This is a genomic window from Acinetobacter bouvetii DSM 14964 = CIP 107468 (assembly GCF_000368865.1).
GTDB lineage: Bacteria > Pseudomonadota > Gammaproteobacteria > Pseudomonadales > Moraxellaceae > Acinetobacter > Acinetobacter bouvetii.
On the sequence record NZ_KB849730.1, the window covers coordinates 91,330 to 108,594 of the forward strand.

The 17,265-nt window shown below is 46.9% G+C and carries 19 protein-coding genes; 10 read left to right on the plus strand and 9 right to left on the minus strand.

Annotated elements, in window-relative coordinates:
- The first annotated feature begins 97 nt into the window (after nucleotides 1–97).
- Together F941_RS15060 and aroE are read left to right on the plus strand one after the other, a co-directional pair.
- Nucleotides 98–304 (plus strand): hypothetical protein, encoded by a 207-nt coding sequence (locus F941_RS15060; RefSeq protein WP_005013063.1) that lies wholly within the window; start codon nucleotides 98–100, stop codon nucleotides 302–304.
- A gap of 100 nt (nucleotides 305–404) precedes the next feature.
- A complete protein-coding gene (aroE, locus tag F941_RS15065) occupies nucleotides 405–1,193 on the plus strand; it encodes a shikimate dehydrogenase (RefSeq protein WP_005013064.1) in 789 nt (262 codons plus the stop codon).
- 48 nt (nucleotides 1,194–1,241) lie between these two features.
- Here the strand turns inward: aroE and F941_RS15070 are convergent, their stop codons facing one another.
- On the minus strand, nucleotides 1,242–3,683 hold the full coding sequence (locus F941_RS15070) for a hypothetical protein (protein ID WP_005013066.1): 2,442 nt from the start codon (nucleotides 3,681–3,683) through the stop codon (nucleotides 1,242–1,244).
- A 230-nt stretch (nucleotides 3,684–3,913) separates the two neighbouring features.
- On the opposite strand from F941_RS15070, the gene F941_RS15075 reads away from it, so the two are divergent.
- Entirely contained in the window at nucleotides 3,914–5,737 is a 1,824-nt protein-coding gene (locus F941_RS15075) for an acyl-CoA dehydrogenase C-terminal domain-containing protein (RefSeq protein ID WP_005013068.1), read from the plus strand.
- 103 nt (nucleotides 5,738–5,840) lie between these two features.
- On the opposite strand, the gene F941_RS15080 is transcribed toward F941_RS15075, so the two are convergent.
- Both F941_RS15080 and hemW read right to left on the minus strand, forming a co-directional pair.
- The gene (locus tag F941_RS15080) at nucleotides 5,841–6,776 is read right to left on the minus strand and encodes an acyltransferase family protein (protein ID WP_005013071.1); all 936 of its coding nucleotides are present in this window, start codon (nucleotides 6,774–6,776) and stop codon (nucleotides 5,841–5,843) included.
- Nucleotides 6,777–6,814: 38 nt separating this feature from the next.
- Nucleotides 6,815–7,969: a radical SAM family heme chaperone HemW gene (hemW, locus tag F941_RS15085; protein ID WP_005013072.1), complete on the minus strand. Its 1,155-nt coding sequence runs from the start codon at nucleotides 7,967–7,969 to the stop codon at nucleotides 6,815–6,817.
- A gap of 127 nt (nucleotides 7,970–8,096) precedes the next feature.
- Between hemW and F941_RS15090 the strand changes: the two genes are divergently transcribed.
- Entirely contained in the window at nucleotides 8,097–8,555 is a 459-nt protein-coding gene (locus F941_RS15090; RefSeq protein ID WP_005013074.1) for a DMT family transporter, read from the plus strand.
- A gap of 38 nt (nucleotides 8,556–8,593) precedes the next feature.
- Nucleotides 8,594–9,949, plus strand: coding sequence for an MATE family efflux transporter (locus tag F941_RS15095; RefSeq protein WP_005013078.1), 1,356 nt, complete (start codon nucleotides 8,594–8,596; stop codon nucleotides 9,947–9,949).
- A gap of 90 nt (nucleotides 9,950–10,039) precedes the next feature.
- On the opposite strand, the gene F941_RS15100 is transcribed toward F941_RS15095, so the two are convergent.
- Complete coding sequence (locus F941_RS15100; RefSeq protein ID WP_005013079.1) at nucleotides 10,040–10,249, minus strand: DUF1737 domain-containing protein; 210 nt, start codon at nucleotides 10,247–10,249, stop codon at nucleotides 10,040–10,042.
- A gap of 199 nt (nucleotides 10,250–10,448) precedes the next feature.
- Here F941_RS15100 and F941_RS15105 point away from each other — a divergent pair, with 199 nt between their 5' ends.
- On the plus strand, nucleotides 10,449–11,747 hold the full coding sequence (locus F941_RS15105) for an ABC1 kinase family protein (protein ID WP_005013080.1): 1,299 nt from the start codon (nucleotides 10,449–10,451) through the stop codon (nucleotides 11,745–11,747).
- 145 nt (nucleotides 11,748–11,892) lie between these two features.
- A complete protein-coding gene (locus F941_RS15110; protein WP_005013081.1) occupies nucleotides 11,893–12,147 on the plus strand; it encodes a type B 50S ribosomal protein L31 in 255 nt (84 codons plus the stop codon).
- Between the two features lie 157 nt (nucleotides 12,148–12,304).
- On the opposite strand, the gene crcB is transcribed toward F941_RS15110, so the two are convergent.
- The gene (gene crcB, locus F941_RS15115) at nucleotides 12,305–12,682 is read right to left on the minus strand and encodes a fluoride efflux transporter CrcB (protein WP_005013083.1); all 378 of its coding nucleotides are present in this window, start codon (nucleotides 12,680–12,682) and stop codon (nucleotides 12,305–12,307) included.
- A gap of 158 nt (nucleotides 12,683–12,840) precedes the next feature.
- On the opposite strand from crcB, the gene F941_RS15120 reads away from it, so the two are divergent.
- A complete protein-coding gene (locus tag F941_RS15120) occupies nucleotides 12,841–13,173 on the plus strand; it encodes a HopJ type III effector protein (protein WP_005013084.1) in 333 nt (110 codons plus the stop codon).
- A gap of 228 nt (nucleotides 13,174–13,401) precedes the next feature.
- Here F941_RS15120 and F941_RS15125 read toward each other — a convergent pair whose 3' ends face one another.
- Both F941_RS15125 and F941_RS15130 read right to left on the minus strand, forming a co-directional pair.
- Entirely contained in the window at nucleotides 13,402–13,809 is a 408-nt protein-coding gene (locus F941_RS15125; RefSeq protein ID WP_005013085.1) for a protease inhibitor I42 family protein, read from the minus strand.
- Nucleotides 13,810–13,864: 55 nt separating this feature from the next.
- Nucleotides 13,865–14,425 carry a hypothetical protein gene (locus F941_RS15130; RefSeq protein ID WP_005013087.1) on the minus strand — a complete coding sequence of 187 codons (561 nt, stop codon included), beginning with the start codon at nucleotides 14,423–14,425 and terminating at the stop codon, nucleotides 13,865–13,867.
- Between the two features lie 287 nt (nucleotides 14,426–14,712).
- Here F941_RS15130 and F941_RS15135 point away from each other — a divergent pair, with 287 nt between their 5' ends.
- On the plus strand, nucleotides 14,713–15,336 hold the full coding sequence (locus F941_RS15135; RefSeq protein ID WP_005013090.1) for a class I SAM-dependent methyltransferase: 624 nt from the start codon (nucleotides 14,713–14,715) through the stop codon (nucleotides 15,334–15,336).
- A 23-nt stretch (nucleotides 15,337–15,359) separates the two neighbouring features.
- Here the strand turns inward: F941_RS15135 and F941_RS15140 are convergent, their stop codons facing one another.
- Nucleotides 15,360–15,953, minus strand: a complete 594-nt coding sequence (locus tag F941_RS15140) for a hypothetical protein (protein ID WP_005013091.1) — start codon at nucleotides 15,951–15,953, stop codon at nucleotides 15,360–15,362.
- A 12-nt stretch (nucleotides 15,954–15,965) separates the two neighbouring features.
- Nucleotides 15,966–16,433 (minus strand): Holliday junction resolvase-like protein, encoded by a 468-nt coding sequence (locus F941_RS15145; RefSeq protein WP_005013093.1) that lies wholly within the window; start codon nucleotides 16,431–16,433, stop codon nucleotides 15,966–15,968.
- Between the two features lie 122 nt (nucleotides 16,434–16,555).
- Between F941_RS15145 and F941_RS15150 the strand changes: the two genes are divergently transcribed.
- On the plus strand, nucleotides 16,556–17,200 hold the full coding sequence (locus F941_RS15150; RefSeq protein WP_005013095.1) for a ParA family protein: 645 nt from the start codon (nucleotides 16,556–16,558) through the stop codon (nucleotides 17,198–17,200).
- The last annotated feature ends 65 nt before the right edge of the window (nucleotides 17,201–17,265 follow it).

Here is a 17,265-nt window from a genome sequence, read left to right on the forward strand (position 1 = left end):
TCACCCTTTATTTTTTGGCTCGTGTAGTATCAGCATAGACACAGAAATGACATGTAAAATCTGTATATTTCCTCTCAATTGCATGAGGCAAAGCATAATGAATACGAAAAAAATCAGCTCCGCTGCCCTGCTGTTTTGGGCCTTTATTGCCGCCATGATGGGGTCCATCAGCACTGCTGTTTTCTCAGAAAGCGCATTCAACGACAACTTTGCATTTACCAGCATGGCGCTTGCGCTGGCAGGCATTCTCATCAGCGCAGCATTTTTAATGGTGGATGCGGTATTAGCCGTATGCAATCCCTAGCAGCCGCAGACCGCCTTCCCTCCTAATTTCAGATGAGCGCTTTAGCGCGCCCGCAATTTGCCGTATATTGATGCACATTTCTCCACATGGATTTTGTGCGATGAGCAAGCAATTCGCCGTTATTGGCAACCCAATTGAACAATCCCGCTCACCGGAGCTGCATCATGCCTTTGCGGCTAAAACCGGTGTGGATCTGCACTACAGCAAACGCTTAGCGCCGCTGGACGGTTTTGACGCCAGCATGAAGGCATTCTTTGCGCAAGGCGGCGCCGGCATGAATGTCACAGTTCCATTTAAAGAACAGGCTTTTGCGGCCTGCGCCGTGTTAACTGAACGCGCCAAAATCGCCAAGGCCGTGAATACGCTATGGATGCAAGACGGTAAATTACATGGCGACAATACTGACGGGCAAGGCCTTGTGGATGCCATGAAGGCGCTGGGCTGGAATCTGGAACACACAGACATTTTAATTATTGGCGCAGGCGGCGCAACCCGCGGGGTGATTTATCCGCTGGTACAGGCTGGCGCGAAAAAAATTGTAATTGCCAACCGTACCCTTGCCCGTGCAGAACAGCTGGTTGCTGACTTAAAAGATGCCGTGCCTGCAGCTGAGTTAAGCGCTGCCGGCCTGGATGCGCTGCAAGGCCATTTTGATATTGCCATTAATGCGACATCTGCCAGCCTCAGCGGTGATGCCCTGATTCTGCCCGAAGCGCTGCAATTCAAGCAGGCCTACGAAATGGCCTATGGCAAACCCTCAAGCTTTTTAGATCAAGCCAAAGCGCGCGGGGTTCCTGCTTCGGAAGGCTTTGGCATGCTGGTGGGTCAAGCCATTGAATCCTTCCGCATTTGGAATGGCGTTAAACCCGACTTAAAAGATTTTTTATAAATTTTAGCCAAAAAAAGAACCTCTGCGGAGGTTCTTTTTTTCAGTGCCTTATTTTGGAAGATACGTCATCACATCGTGATACACTGCGCGGTAAATGCCATCATCAAATAAATCGAGGCTATTCTCGTCTAAATTTTGAATCGACTTTTCTGACAGCTGATGTTTCAAATCATCAGCAAACGCTTGCGCAAATACCTGCGACGCCTTGTCTAATTGGAGCTTTTGCTCAGCACTCAGTGAATATTCATCTGCAAATGTTTCTGCATAATAGCTTGCAAAAACCGCTTGCCGGGTCTTGTGCTGCTTCATCCTTTGATTCCAAAGCTGCTGTACTTTGTATTCTTCGGTCGCTTGATTGACAATTTTATTTACTGAATAGCCCAGGTCATCAAAACTGTCGGGATTTTTTAACTGATGCTTCTCTGCCAACTGGTTTAACCGCGTCAATGACGCGCCTTTAGGCTTCGGTAAATCCTCATTGAAATGATAAGCCGAAAGTTCTGCAATTTCATTCAGCTCTGCCGCAGAATAATGTTTGCTTAACTCAGACTGTTTAATGGCGGCATACAGTCCAAAAACGGCTTGATAGCTTTTCAGCCATGAACCTGTCCGCTTATACGTGTCTAACGCAATTTGGCTTAGATATTCATCTGCCGTTTTTGCATCAGCGTCATTGGCAGACGTCGACGCTTCCGCCTGGCCTGCACCTAAAGAACCCAGCAGGCCTTTGGACGCACGCTCGAGCAATGAGCCTTTAGAAACCTCCTCAATCGACTTGGCATTTTTTAATACATTGCGGTCAATCGGTTTGGCCCGGCCATAATTGGACACTTGGTTATGGCTCATAAACTTAAACTGACCCATTTTTTCATCTTTAATCAACAGGTCATAATCCAAAGCTTGCAAGCGCCCTGCCTGATCTAAAGCCACATCCATCGTGAATGCGGTTGCATCACTCTGATCCTGCTTTAAGGCCTGCTGAATTTCAGTATCATGCTTTTGCCACAGCTGCTTAAAGCGATGCACATCGGTCAGCTGTTCAGACTGGTACACCATAAATATCGGTTTTAATTGTTCTAATGCCGTCAATTTGGGATGTTCTGGCGCTGCTTGCTCTTCCGCGGCCTGTTCCAAGGCCGGCTTAAAGACATCAATGCCGTACCATTCGCGACACAAGGTAAAATAACCCGCAGGTACTTTTTCCGCCTGGGTTAAGGCCTGACAAGCGTCATCCGATAATCCAGACGCTTCTAGCGCTTCTGCATGAGCCACAGAGTCTTCACGGGATGCATCGCAGGCATCCTCAGATGCACACGCGGTTGCAGCCATCGCCGCATCGGCAGCCTCATCGCGCTCACCCGATTCTTCTTCCTCAGCTTCTGCGGCATCCGCCTGATCTGAAGCAGCCTCTTCATGCGCGAACATGGCATGGGCTTTGGCCTGTATCAGCGCTTCTACACGTGTTGCTGAATCATCGGCAGCCGCGCTCAGCTGATCTTCTGTTTCATCATCGGAGGACCGTATTTGAGCCGCATCATGAGCAGGTGCAGACACTGCCTCAGCCTGAGCAATGGCCGCATCTTTCGACAGCTGCTTTTGCCCTTTGACTTGTGTGTCGTAATAAGGCGCATTGACCCATTCAAACAGACTCATTTGCAGTGCTAATTGTTCTAAAGTACCTTGATAACGGATTTTACTGCTTAAGCCCTGCTGCTTTTCAGCTGCGCTTAAATTGATTGCCGCCACTTGGTCTGGCGTTGCCAACGCATAAGGCAATGCATTTAACTGTTTAAGATAAAGCGCTAAATTTTTAAAATTGACCTGATTGAATTCATCTTTATATTTTGAAAAATCGACATAAGCATATGACGTCTGGCTGTCACGATTGACCATAAATGGTATAAAGGCAAAGTAGTTGGTGTACAGCTTAAAATCATTCAAATCGATAATCATCGGCAGCTGCGCCTGCACCAGCAGCGTCGGCTTTTGATATTTTAGGTTTAAATTTAAATTGGCCATTTTCTGACGATAATGCACCGACCCATCATAGCTGAATTGGAGGTCATTCAAGACATTCAGCAGGCTTTCCGCCACACCGGCACCTGCGCTGCCACGCCCGCCAGTCAAGAACCCATCCTGATCCTGCTCTTTGGCAACTGCGTCATATAACTGTTTGCGCTCTTTCGAACTCAATTGCAGTTTTTGAGTTTTAATCAACTGATCTAATTGCTTTTTTAATTCCGGATTCAACCCGGACGGCTGCCGCTGCGCCGGACTCTGCTTTTTGGATGCCGCGCTGTCATTCAGCTGCGCCTGAATAGAAAACTGTCCATTCACGTCATAGCTGCTGGTTTCAAAGACGGCATTCATGCCCGCCGCGGCACGCTCACCCAAAGCCTGTTCAGTTGCTGAAGTGGACTTAATGACATGTTGTGTACAGGCGCTTAAGCTCAGGCCCAATACGCAGAAGGTTAAATATTTTAGACGCATAAATTCTTTTTAATACCCAGTTTATTTAGACTTTAATTATGAAAAATTAAACAAATGATCAATTGCTACTGTAACAGAAGCATTCTAAAGTAAAGCTAGCCTTTCATACCAAATTCGCATTTCTGACAATTTTCTCAGTCTGTGGCATCAATGTAATTTGATCATTATTGTGAATAATCAAATCATCGATTCAGATAATCCAAAACTATTTTTAAATTAGGATTAACATTATGCCTGCTTATAAAGCTCCTTTACACGACATTCGCTTCTTGATGAATGAAGTACTTGATTATCCGGCACATTACCAAACCTTATCTAACGGTGAAGCTGCGGATGCTGATACTGTAGATATGATTCTTGAAGGCGCTGCCGATTTTTGTGAAAATATTTTGTCGCCATTGAACCAAACAGGCGATGCTGAAGGCTGCCACTTTGAAAACGGTGAAGTGAAAACCCCGAAAGGCTTTAAGGAAGCCTATGACCAGTTCGTGCAAGGCGGCTGGCAAGGCCTTTCTTTTCCTGAAGAATTTGGCGGTCAAAACCTGCCTCAATCGCTGAACTTGATTAAGTCAGAAATGATGGGCACAGCCAACTGGTCATTCCAAATGTATCCTGGCTTGAGCGTCGGCTGCATTAACACCATCATGCAGTTTGGTACAGAAGAACAAAAGAATCAGTATTTGCCGCACCTTGTCGCTGGCACGTGGTCAGGCACTATGTGCTTAACCGAACCTCAATGCGGCACAGACCTCGGCCAAGTAAAATCTAAAGCCGAGCCAAATGCTGACGGCAGCTATGCAATCAGCGGCACAAAGATTTTCATCTCTGCAGGCGAGCATGACTTAACCGATAATATTGTGCATATTGTCCTTGCCCGCCTTCCAGATGCGCCTGCTGGCACCAAAGGCATTTCGCTGTTTATTGTGCCTAAGTTTATGGTGAACGCCGACGGTTCTGCGGGTGAACGCAACCCTGTGACTTGCGGTTCAATCGAACACAAGATGGGGATCCGCGCTTCAGCGACTGCGGTATTGAACTTTGACAATGCCAAAGGCTTCCTGATTGGCGAGCCTAACAAAGGCCTGCACGCAATGTTCACCTTCATGAACACCGCGCGTATCGGGACGGCGATTCAGGGCATTGCGCACGCTGAATTGGCATTCCAGGGCGCATTGCCATATGCCAAAGACCGCATGTCTATGCGCGCGTTATCGGGCAAAAAAGACCCCGATAAAGTGGCTGATGCCATTATTCACCACGCCGATGTGCGCCGCATGCTGCTGACGCAAAAAGCGGTTGCGGAAGGCGGCCGCTCGATGATTTATTACGCTGCGCAAATTGCCGACAAAATGGCCGATGCCTTAACGCGCGGCGACACCGCGGCCTTTGAAGCGCACGATGATCATCTTGGCTTCTATACCCCTATTCTTAAAGGCTTCTTGACTGAATTAGGCTATGAAGCAGCCAACCACGGCATGCAGGTTTACGGCGGCCACGGCTACATTAAAGAATGGGGCATGGAACAGATTGTCCGTGACTCACGCATCTCTACACTGTACGAAGGGACCACTGGCGTTCAGGCGCTGGATTTAATCGGCCGTAAAGTTCTTTTAACCTCAAAGGGCAAAGTGATTCGCGACTACACCGCTGAAATTTTAAAATTCTGCGGCCAGCATGCGCGCAATAAATACATGCGCCGTTTTGCCTGGGACTTGACTAAGCTTTGCGCACAATGGAATGCTTTAACCGTCCGCATTATGCTGGCGGCGCGTAAAGACCGCGATATCGTTTCTTCAGCTTCAACGGACTTCCTGATGTTCTCAGGCTATGTGATGATGGCGTATTTCTGGGCGCAGCAAGCGGCAGTCGCATCTGCAAAATTAGCGGCTGGCGAAGGCCAGGAAGTTCCTGAGTTCTATAAAGCGAAAATCAAAGTGGCTGACTTCTACTTTGAACGCATGCTGCCGCGCACGCAAGGCCATGCAGAAGCCATGGTCAATCCGTCTAAAACCATGACCTCTTTAGCTGCTGAACATTTCAGCTTTGATTACTGAGTTTTAAATTGCTGACATAAAAAAGGGCGCCTCGGCGCTCTTTTTTTCTGCAGGATCTTTCCCCTCTAAAATCTCTTCATGCACTCAAAGCGCTGTTACATCTTTATAATAGATATTTTACCTTCTTATTCATCAGCACCAATAAACAGCCTGCGGCGGCAGAACACAGTAAAACAGCAAAGCTGAATAATGTTTGCTGCCCGATAAAATAGCTTTTCAAGTGATAGATAAAGAACGGATGAATTAAAAATATCGCAGTCGATAGATTGGCGATTTCCTTATGGCTGCTGAGCATTTCCCTATTCAGGCAGTATGCGACGATAGCTGGCGCAGCAAAATACAGCGAAAACATCTGGTCTAAGCTTTCTTTTTTACTGATCAAAAAGTAATTCAATAAAGACTCAAAAATCACAAGCCCAATTAAAATAACAATATGCCAGCCTTTTATATCAAATTTATCAATGGTGAGAGCTTTATATTTATGCATTAAAAAACCTAAAGCCATAAATGGAAAGCTCACGGTTAAAAAATTTCTATGCGTGGTGTACTGATTCAGCTTCCAGTCCCAATAGCCGCTGAACCAATGCAGATTGCCGGCTTGCTGAATGGCCACACCGGCAATAAAGAATAGGCTTGCGATAATCCACAGTTTTTTTCCGCTGATGTTTCTTAAGAAATATAACAGCCCGCCGCCCCAAAGCACCCCAACCAAATACCACAAGACAAAATATCCATTGTAAATTGTTGAAATATTGTAAGATAAATTAGGAGACCACCAAATCGGACAATAAAAAGCCATCCACAGAGCATATAAAATAAAAACTCTTTTCAGCCATTTTTTAAATTTATTAAAATTATCGATATATAAAAAATAATATCCTGTAATCACCAAAAATACAGGAACGGCGATTCTAAAAAGGCCTTGCGCTAAACTATGTTCAAGCAGGCTTGAATAATCATAAAAAATATGGGTATGCAAAAAAACCACACAGACCGCTAAAGCCAATTTAAGAAGATCAATTGAAATATTACGCTGCATATTTATATGCTCTAATGACTGCATGGCAAATATGCCATTTATAACAACTCTTCCAGCACCGAATTTAAAAACACATGGCCCTGCTCTGTGCATGCAATCCGGCTCAAATCATTTAACATCAACTGGCGCTGGCGCAGCGGAACGAGCTTTTCATTCAATTCCGCTAAATCAAGGCCTGTCCGCTCTGCGTACAGGCTGGCGTCTACGCCGTCATTTAAACGCAAGGCATTCATCATGAACTCAAACGGCAGGTCTGCATCTTCAATGCGCTTAAACTGCAAATGCTCTGCCGGCACCTTGGCTAAATAATCTTTCGGCAAACGGGTTTTCTGAAAGCGGTATACGCCATCAGGCTGAGTCACTTTGCCGTGCGCGCCGGCGCCAATCGCCAGATAATCGCCAAATTGCCAGTAATTCAAATTATGCGCAGACGGTTTTTCCTTGCGCCATGCAGACACTTCATAATTGACAAAGCCTTGCGCGGTTAAATACGCTTCGCCCTGTTCTTGGATCTCTTCCAAAACATCGTCTACCGGCAAAACCGGCTGGGTTCTAAAAAAGACCGTATTCGGCTCAATCGTCAGCTGATACCAAGAGACATGGGTCGCGCCGCTTTCCACCGCCAGTTTCAGATCCAGCAGGGCCTGTTCTAAGGTCTGTTCAGGCAGGCCATGCATTAAATCGACATTGACCCGCGTAAAACCGGCTTCTTTCGCATGCTGAATGGCGGAAACAGCGTCATCGTCAGAATGAATCCGCCCCAATTTTTTCAAATGATCGGCATTAAAACTTTGCACACCGATGGATAGGCGGTTAATGCCTGCCTCTAAATAGCCAGCAAATGGATCATGCTCTACTGTGCCGGGGTTGGCTTCCAGCGTAATTTCACAATTTTCCTCAAATGCAAGCAGCGCCTTGAGCTGTGCAAACAGCCATTGATAGCCTTTGGCTGAAATTAAAGACGGCGTTCCTCCGCCAATAAATACGCTGTGAATAGCGCGGCCCTGGGCAAAATCAATCTGGGTTCTAAAGTCTGCAACCAGCGCCTGCAGATATTCCTGCTCCAAATCCAAAGACAGTTTGCCGTCTGGCACCGCATGCGAGTTAAAGTCGCAGTATGGGCATTTGCGCACGCACCACGGCATGTGAATGTATAACGACAAGGGAACCAGTGCAGGATTTAATTCAGACAAGGACAGCGCTCAAAAAAAACAATTCATATATGAATGCATTTTAACATGAGTCCATCAACACGCTTACCTATTCTGCAGCCCAATCCGTTAAACTGAATAAAATTAAATAAAAATCAGGGGCGACAGAATGAAAATAACCTCCCATCTGCTGATGCTGCTGCCGCTTGCCATGGGGGTTGGCATTGCCATGACCATTCAAACCGCCATCAACAGCCAATTGCGGGAATATTTGTATTCGCCGCTGCAAGCCGCCCTTTTATCCTTTTTGATTGGTACAATAGCGCTGGCTGTCTTGGTGTTTTTTCAATCCGCCGAAAAACCGAATGTAGACGCGCTTAGGCAAATCCCGTGGTTTTTATGGCTGGGCGGATGCTTAGGCGTTTACTCCATCAGCGTCAGTATTTATACGGCGCCGAAATTAGGCTTTTTAAGCCTGTCGGGCCTGATTATTTTCGGACAAATTGTCATGTCGATGATTGTCGATCAGTATGGCTGGCTCGGCACAGAAAAAACACCTGTTAACTGGCAGCGACTTTTAGGTGGCGTGGTGATTTTTACCGGTGTGCTTCTCACTTTACAGCGCTAAACCATCATCCTAAGCACATGATGAAATGAGTGATTTTTGTGTCAAATGCTGCATCTGCAACAACCAACTCTTATGAAATTAAAAAACTGTTTCACTTGATGCTTCCCATTTTAGTGACTCAGTTTGCGCAAGCCGGCTTTGGACTGATTGATACCATTATGGCCGGGCATTTATCCGCAAACGATTTAGCCGCCATTGCGGTCGGTGTCGGGCTGTGGATTCCGGTCATGCTGCTGTTCAGCGGCATCATGATTGCCACCACGCCGCTGGTTGCGGAAGCCAATGGCGCGCGTACGCCGGAAAAAATTGCCATTATTGCGCGCCAGTCCTTATGGGTTGCGCTGATTCTAGGGATTATCGCCTGTTTAATTTTGCAAATGGCGCCATTTCTGCTGCCTGTTTTAGGTGTGCCGGAAGCGCTGCTGCCTAAAGCCAGCTTATTTTTACATGCCATCGGCTTAGGCATGCCTGCCGTGACCATGTATGCGGCTTTGCGCGGCTATTCAGAAGCCTTGGGATTCCCCCGCCCAGTCACGGCTATCAGCCTGATTGCGCTCTTGGCGCTGATTCCGCTGAACTTTATCTTTATGTACGGCTTAGGTCCAATTCCTAAATTAGGCTCTGCCGGCTGCGGCTTTGCTACGGCGATTCTGCAATGGCTGATGTTCTTTGCATTGGCGGCCTATGTGCTCAAAGGCCAGGTTTATCAAAAAACTCAGCCCTTTGCGGTTTTTGAACGCATCGACAGCTATTGGGTAAAGCGGATTTTAAAACTGGGGCTGCCGATCGGCTTGGCGATTTTCTTTGAAGTCAGTATTTTCAGCACCGCAGCGATTATTCTCAGCCCGCTGGGCGAGATTACCGTCGCGGCGCATCAAGTAGCCATTTCAATTACTTCACAGCTGTTTATGATTCCCATGTCCTTAGCGATTGCCTTAACCATCCGCGTCGGCACCTATTATGGCGAACAGAACTGGCTGGCCATGCGCAAAGTGCAATTTTTAGGCTTAATCACTGCGACCGTACTGGCGCTGGCCACCATGAGCCTGCTGTGGCTGCTGCGCTATGAGATTGTCGCGCTGTATACCAGTGACTATGACGTGGCCAAGGTGGCCGTCTATTTAGTGCTGTTCGCTATCGCTTATCAGCTGATGGATGCATGGCAAGTCAGCGCCGCCGGCTGCCTGCGCGGCATGCAGGACACCAAAGGCCCGATGTGGATTACCATGATTGCCTATTGGATTATTGCCTTCCCTGTCGGCATTTATCTGGCGCGCTTTACCGATATGGGCGCAGCTGGCGTTTGGACTGGCCTGATTGTCGGCCTGACGGTGGCATGCGTACTGCTTCTCAGCCGCTTATTTATGAATAACAAACGGCTGATCTCCAGTTAAGCCATCCTTGACATGAAGGAGCTTGCAGCAAGCTCCTTCATCAATAATTGCATCATCTGAACAGGCATTTTTCAGAAAAAGCATAAAAACTTAAAGCTGATCAACCGCCTTTTTTAAGCCTGCCGGCATTTCAGACTCATCCTCTATCTCTTTCATAATCACCTGCCCCACTATCACATCCGCACCATTGAACGTCATGGTCGGCGAACCATACAGCTCATATCCTTCATTTAAGGCCTTGGTGACCCGGGCGCAGAAGTTCACATCATCTTTGCCAGTCAGGTATCTATACATTTTCATTCAGCATTCACTTCAATATTCCGCTTCAGCCTATTCTAAGCTGCGCTGTGCATAATGGAAAAAAGAAGCCGTTAAAATCTGTGTTTTTATGATAAAGAATCAAATAGAAACATAGATTTAACATTTTAAAGTAGGCAGCGGATGGATAAGCGCCTATGATCAGAAGCATATTTAAAAATTCAAGCTTGAGGCATCACTTATGGCAAAAACGGCAAGTACACCCGGCCGCCGCTTTATGAAACTTGCCAGCATGACAGCAAGTATTGCAAGCAAGACAGTTTCCAATTCGATTAAAAACCTAACTGCCGATGAAGAGCAGAAAAATGCATCCCGCAGCAAAATGTTTCAGGACATTGGCCTGCAAATTGCCGACACACTCGGCGAAATGAAAGGCGCGGTGATGAAAGTGGGGCAAATTGCCTCTCAATACAAAGACATTTTCCCGCCTGAAGTCGCCAAAGCCATTGGAAAACTGCAGCGTCAGGCGCCGCCCATGCCCTTTGCAGAAATTAAAGCGCAAGTAGAAAAAGAACTCGGCCAGCCGCTGCTCAGCATCTTTAAAAGCTTTGAGGAAACGCCTTTTGCAGCTGCCTCCATAGGCCAAGTGCATAAGGCGCTGCTGCCTGATGGCCAGCAAGTGGTGGTCAAAGTGCAATATCCCGGAATCGATGAAGCCTGCGACAGTGACTTAAAGCAAGTCCGTTTAGCCTTGCGCCTGATGGGTGTGCTGAAAATTGACCGCAAGCTGCAGGAGCGCTTATTTAACGAAATTCAGGAAAGCTTGGATAATGAGCTGAACTATGAAATTGAGGCGCAAAATTTAGAAGTTGCCCGCGCTTTCCATGAAAAACTCGATAGTAAAATCATTATTCCAAAAGTCTATAATGATTATTCGTCACGCCATGTGCTGACATTAAGCCTTGAACAAGGCGAAAGCATTGAAACCGCCAGCAGCTGGCCGCTGGAAACCCGCAATGCCTTAGGCCGCCGGCTCTTCCGCGCGCTGGGACAGGAAATCTTTTTCTTGAAGCGTTTTCACTGCGACCCGCATCCCGGCAACTTTGCTTTCCGGGAAGACGGCACAGTGATTATTTATGATTTTGGCGGGGTGAAAACATTGTCCAGTGACATTGTGCATCACTTTAAAGAACTGATTCAGGCTGCCCGCGACAGCAATATTGCAGAAATAGAAAACCAGCTGGATGCGCTGCATTCCCTGTCAGAAAAAGGCAAATTCCCTGCCGAGCTGTATCAGGCATGGCTGGAAGTGCTGATGCGCCCCCTGACTACGCAGTATGATTTTGCTGAAAACTCTGCGCACCATGACGGGATCAAATTGGTGAAATCGTCCTTGAAATACTGGGATGTCTTTAAGCCTTCGCCAGATACGCTGATGGTCAACCGCACTGTATCCGGCCATTACTGGAATATGATTCATTTAAAAATGCAGGACAATTTATCAGATCTGTTTGATGAGCTGGTGCCGCCGCGCGCATAGGCCTGTATGCAAGCCATGCCCGCAGCATCAGCAGGCAGCTTAAGATCGGCTAATGCCCCGTTACAGAAATTAACTGGGCATGATTTGATTTTTTAATTGTTATATTATAACATTTCATTAACTCAAAATAACCGGGAGCCTCCGCATGCGTGCCAACATTCATCCAAATTACCGTGAAGTGCTGTTCCATGACACCAATGCCAACGCGTTCTTTGTCATTGGCAGTACCTTAGAAACTGCACAGACGCGTGAGCATGAAGGCAAAACATATCCTTATGTGACTTTGGATATTTCCAGCGCATCTCATCCTTTTTATACAGGTGAACAGCGTCAAACCAGCAATGAAGGCCGTGTCGCCAGCTTTAATAAGCGCTTCGCGCGTTTCAAACGCTCACAATAAGTTCATATTCAGTTAAGGTTTTGCTTTTAAAGTAAAACTATTGAGAAGCCTAAGACCCCTCCTCCAGCTTAGGCTTCTTTTTTTATGTGCAATTTCTGATAGCCGCGCAAATTTTAAAGCCCATGCCAAAACATTTTTTGAATGCGGCGCTGTATTTTTAATTTTTCAAAATCGCCTGAAATAAGTAGAAGCCCAAGCTTAAAAGCATGACGCCAATCATTAAGCTGGAAAATGCATAGCCCAAAGCCATGCCATTTTGCCCCTGCCGCAGCAGCTGAAAAGTTTCTAAGCCAAAACTGGAAAATGTGGTGAATCCGCCCAAAATACCCACCATTAAAAATAAGCGGGCTTCCTGCTGCAATACAGGATATTTTTGCGTGAATGCGAAGAATATGCCTGCCAAAAAACAGCCCAGCAGGTTGACTCCCCATGTCGTCCAAGGAAACAGGCCATTCGGCTTAACCAGCCAAACACTCGCTGAGTAACGGCAGCACGCTCCGATAGCGCCGCCAAGGGCAACCAATAGCCAATTCATGATGATTCCAAATTTTTTATGAACAGAAATACGCCTGAACCTGCAGGCTATTCCACCACTATAACGCAAAAAATCAGCGGATTTCTAATGAATCTGAGACTGAAAACTTGCTATATTGCCCCTGTTTTTACTTATTTATTCTACGGATTGAGAAACTCATGGCTCAAGAATTATTGAACCAGCTTCAAACAGGTGAAGCTAAATTTGCAGATGTCATCGCCTTCATTGAAGCGCGCTATGCGCATACGCCAACAGCATTCAAAAATGGCCAGCAGGCCAATGGCGCCAATGAAAACCAAGGCAGCGCGAAAGTATTTTCTTTTGCCCAATTGAATGGCCTAGACCAAGCGCAAACACTGAGCCTATTTGCAGAACACTATGCTGCCGTATTGGCAACGCCAGAAGCTGCAGATCATCAGAATATCCGCCAGTTTATGCAAAATGGCTGGGATGGCATTCAATTTGAAGGCCAAGCGCTGACAGTGAAATAATCCGCCCGCCGTATTGTTGAAGTTCGACTGCTCATTGATACGAGGAAGCCAGCAGGGATGCTGGCTGTTTTTCTGTGATGCATGAATGCATCACAGAAAAACAAAAGGCTTTTGTTACTTTTGGCCGGGCAAAAAGTAAAGTCTCTTTCCTATCAGATCTCATAGCCCCAATGAGAACCAATAGCACTGACTGAAGCCAAAATAAATCTAATGATTTAAAGCAATACATTAAGAAATTCGAACTCGGCATTTCCACTCATCAATTGCTGTATTTTCCCAAGCGCGCGCATGCTTCAAATGTAGCTGCTCTTGGCCGGCCTGCAAGGCTGTAAAGCGGTAAATTTTCTGGCCGCCTTTGCCCACTGTCGGCACTTCGGTTTTCGTTTGATCTGACTCGTAAATTTCTTCCATCTTGAACAGTTTTGGATTCTCTGCCACGGTCCAAACATAGCCTGTGCTCGGGTTCTCATCCAAAATCACTTCAATGGTCTGGCCGCGGTCCATTTCCAGCAGCGCAGGACAAGACTGCTGTCCGGTAAAAATATGGGTTTTGCCATCTACAGTTGAACTCATGCTGCTGCATCCCGCTAGACCTAAGCCCAGCACTGCCGCCAGACTTAGCGCTTTTAAATTCATAACCTTAACCTTTGTTTTTCATCGCTGCTGAATTTTGATTTTTGTTTAATACGCCTTAGCTTTTGACCCGTTCAATCCATTGAATGGAATCAACACGGAACACTTCGCACGCGCCATCGCCGGTATCGGTTGGGGTCAGTGAGGAAGTCCACACCAGATCTTTATCTTTGATTTCCACCAAATTGCCTTGTAAGCGCACCAAGTCTCCGCGTTTAACAGTTTTGATTTGCTTGGCAATCTCAGGGTTGGACGGAATGATGTGCATATTGGAAACCATCATCATGGCCTGCTTTTCAGGCACAGGCACTTTGTCCATCCGCCAGTTTAAGTAGCGGTCATATTGATTGACTGTAATGTGGCGCGCAATTTCAGGTTCAGCAAACAAGCCCCAGCTCACCGCATAATCAATCGGCGAAAACTTTGCCTGCTCATCATTGGTATACTGTTTAGACCCTAAAATACGGAAATCGCCCTTAAAAGGCTGAAGTACCGAAATAGACTGGTCTTTGGCGGTCGGCGCCAAACCCTTGGCAATATTGTAATCTGCCGATGCATGCACGCCCGAATTCAGCAGCAGCGCAACAGCAGCTGCACTGAGTAAAATACGTTTAATCATCGGCTTACCTCTTCTGTCTTTGCATTTAAATTGCGCGTTCATTGCTTTAGCCTCTTCCGCTTAATAACGCTGCGGGCAGGATCAGATTCATCCACCTGACATTACATACGCCAAATTAAATACAGCTTAAATATATAGCTTGAGCATAGTTGTAACTCTATATTACGCAAGAATTCTGAAGAAACCTTAGCGTCTTGGTAACAATATGAAAGAATCCGTCAGCGCAGGCTTAAACTCAGCCGCAAGTTCAGCTAAGCTTTGGCAAACAGCAATAAAAAAGAGATTCAATGATTTATAAATTTTATCAGCAGCACATTTTCCCTCATGTGCTGAATCAAGTGATGCAAACCCCGAGCCTGATGGATAAGCGCCGCGAACTGCTGCTGCCCATTTCAGGAAAGGTTTTGGAAATTGGCTTCGGCACAGGCCTGAATCTGCCATTTTATCAGCAGGTTAATACGCTGTATGCTTTAGAGCCGAATCCGGATATTTATCATCTCGCCCTGCAGCGGCTGCATGAAACGCCTTTTCACGTGCAGCACATTCAAGCCAGCGCGGAAAAATTGCCCTTTGCAGACAACAGCCTAGATCATATTGTCAGCACATGGACGCTGTGCAGCATTGCCCATTTAGAGCAGGCGCTGGATGAGGTGTACCGTGTACTGAAAGTGGGCGGAACCTTTCATCTGGTAGAACATGTTTTGCATAATGAACGGCCGAATATTCAGCGCCTGCAAAATCTGCTGACGCCGATTCAGAAGCGCCTGGCCGATGGATGCCACCTCAACCGCGATATCGAGCGCGCATTAAAAGATGCAGAGCTGGAACTAAAAGAATGCCTGTACTTTGATGCCGCCGGCATTCCTGCCATCGGCCAGCGCATGCTGCTGGCCCGGGCCATTAAACGATAAAACATCAAACACTTATACAGCTGTTATTTTAAAATCTGGATAAACGTGATTTTCACAATAGCGCAGTGCGGTCTGGGCGGCGCAATGCTCATGCCTGTGACGAAAAGCTTCCGCGTTTTTAACTGCGTGACCTCGGCATATTGCCCTTGCAGCTCTACGCGCTGTCCCGCTTTTAAACGGCGCAGCTGTTTGGCAATATGTTCATTAGATGCTACCGCGCTGATATTCATACTGTCCGCGCGGACGTCATCCGCGGTTAAGCTGGAATTGGGCTGCAGCGTAAAGGTATAGCAGCGGCTGTGCTGGTCAAAATCAACCTGTTTCAAATGCTGAGGATTTGCCAGCGCCCCTTGAGCCAGCAGAACATCAACATTGCTGAGATAAGCTAGGTCATTGAATTCCCCTACCCATGCAGAAGCCTTATACAGCGCACGGCTATGCGGCGCATAAAAGCGCTGCGCGGCAACGGTAAAGCGCCCTGAAAATTCACGGCGCGCTTCGACGTGGAAATTTTTCAATACGCCAGGCTGCTCCAGATGTGGAATTTCCCTGAAATATTCTTTCCAGCCCCAAATCAGCGCCGCCAGTGCAGCCAATGCCCATATTAATTGCTTCATCTTGAACTTCGGCTAGTCATCAAAATTAATCCGAATCGTTTCAAAGCGGATATTCCCGGCGGCAATGGCCTGCGCAATCGCCTGCTGGCCTTTGGTTAAGCGCGCGCCGCCGCTTTTAATATCAATCAGCACGACTTCAATGTCTTCCGCCAAGCCATCGCCATCGCGGTAATCGGTATAGCCGTCAAAGACAATATAGTCCACAGGATCGCCGAGAAATTTAGCGTCACTCGGCAAATACTGAAATTCAGGCAAAATCGGCGCCAGCTGCTCGGCCATTTTGCCTTTCAATACCGCGCGGCTGGTGTTGACGCTGCGTTTCTGCGCTGCAGCCAAAGCCTGCTGATGCTCCAATTCAAGCTCTGCAATGTACTTTTCATATTCTGCCCGCACCCGCCCATTGCGTGTATTGCTTAAAATCAGCGTCGTCAGCACCACACCTATGCAGGCGCCGATCAGCATTGCCATCCATACGGACATGATCTTTTTTCCTAAATTAAAACATGCATCTTTGAATTGCGCTGCGACTTTTGTCATGACCCCTATTCAGCGCTGAAAAGAATGATATGCTAGGGCCGAGCAGAATAAAATCATTTAGGGTCATGAAAACAATTTTAGTTGCCAATCAAAAGGGCGGGTGCGGTAAAACCATCACTGCGATCAATCTTGCATCAGCATTGGCGCAAAAAGGCTATAAAGTGGCTTTGGCCGATGCCGACAATCAGAAATCCGCGCTGCAATGGCTCAAGCAGCGCCCCGATACGGCAGCGCCTATTCAAAGCTTAGACTGGCGCCATGAAAAATCGATTGGCGATACGCCTAAAAATACCGAATATTTGATTATTGATGCCCCAGGCGCGCTGTCCGGCGAACATGCGGAACAGCTGGTCAGTGAAGCGCATGCCATTATTACCCCGCTGCAGCCTTCTTTCTTTGATATCGACTCGACCCGGCGCTTCCTCAAGCATTTGCAGGAGATTAAGCGCATCCGCAAAGGCAAAGTGCAGATTCTGCTGCTGGCGAACCGCGTTAAGCCCAACTCCGCAAGCTCTAAAGACATTCAGGAGTTTTTCAATAAAATTGAGCATGAGCCGGCTGCCTGGATTTCAGAACGTACCGCCTATGGCCAGCTGGCGATGCATGGCCTGAGTATTTTTGATAAAACTCAAAAGAATTATTTAAGCATGCAGGCGCAATGGCAGCCGCTTTTAAATGCTATTATTGATGATCCAAGCAATTGGTTTTAATGCAGAATCAACGCTATAGGCATTGAACGGATCAATTCATCCAATACTTACCAAGCTCTCATATT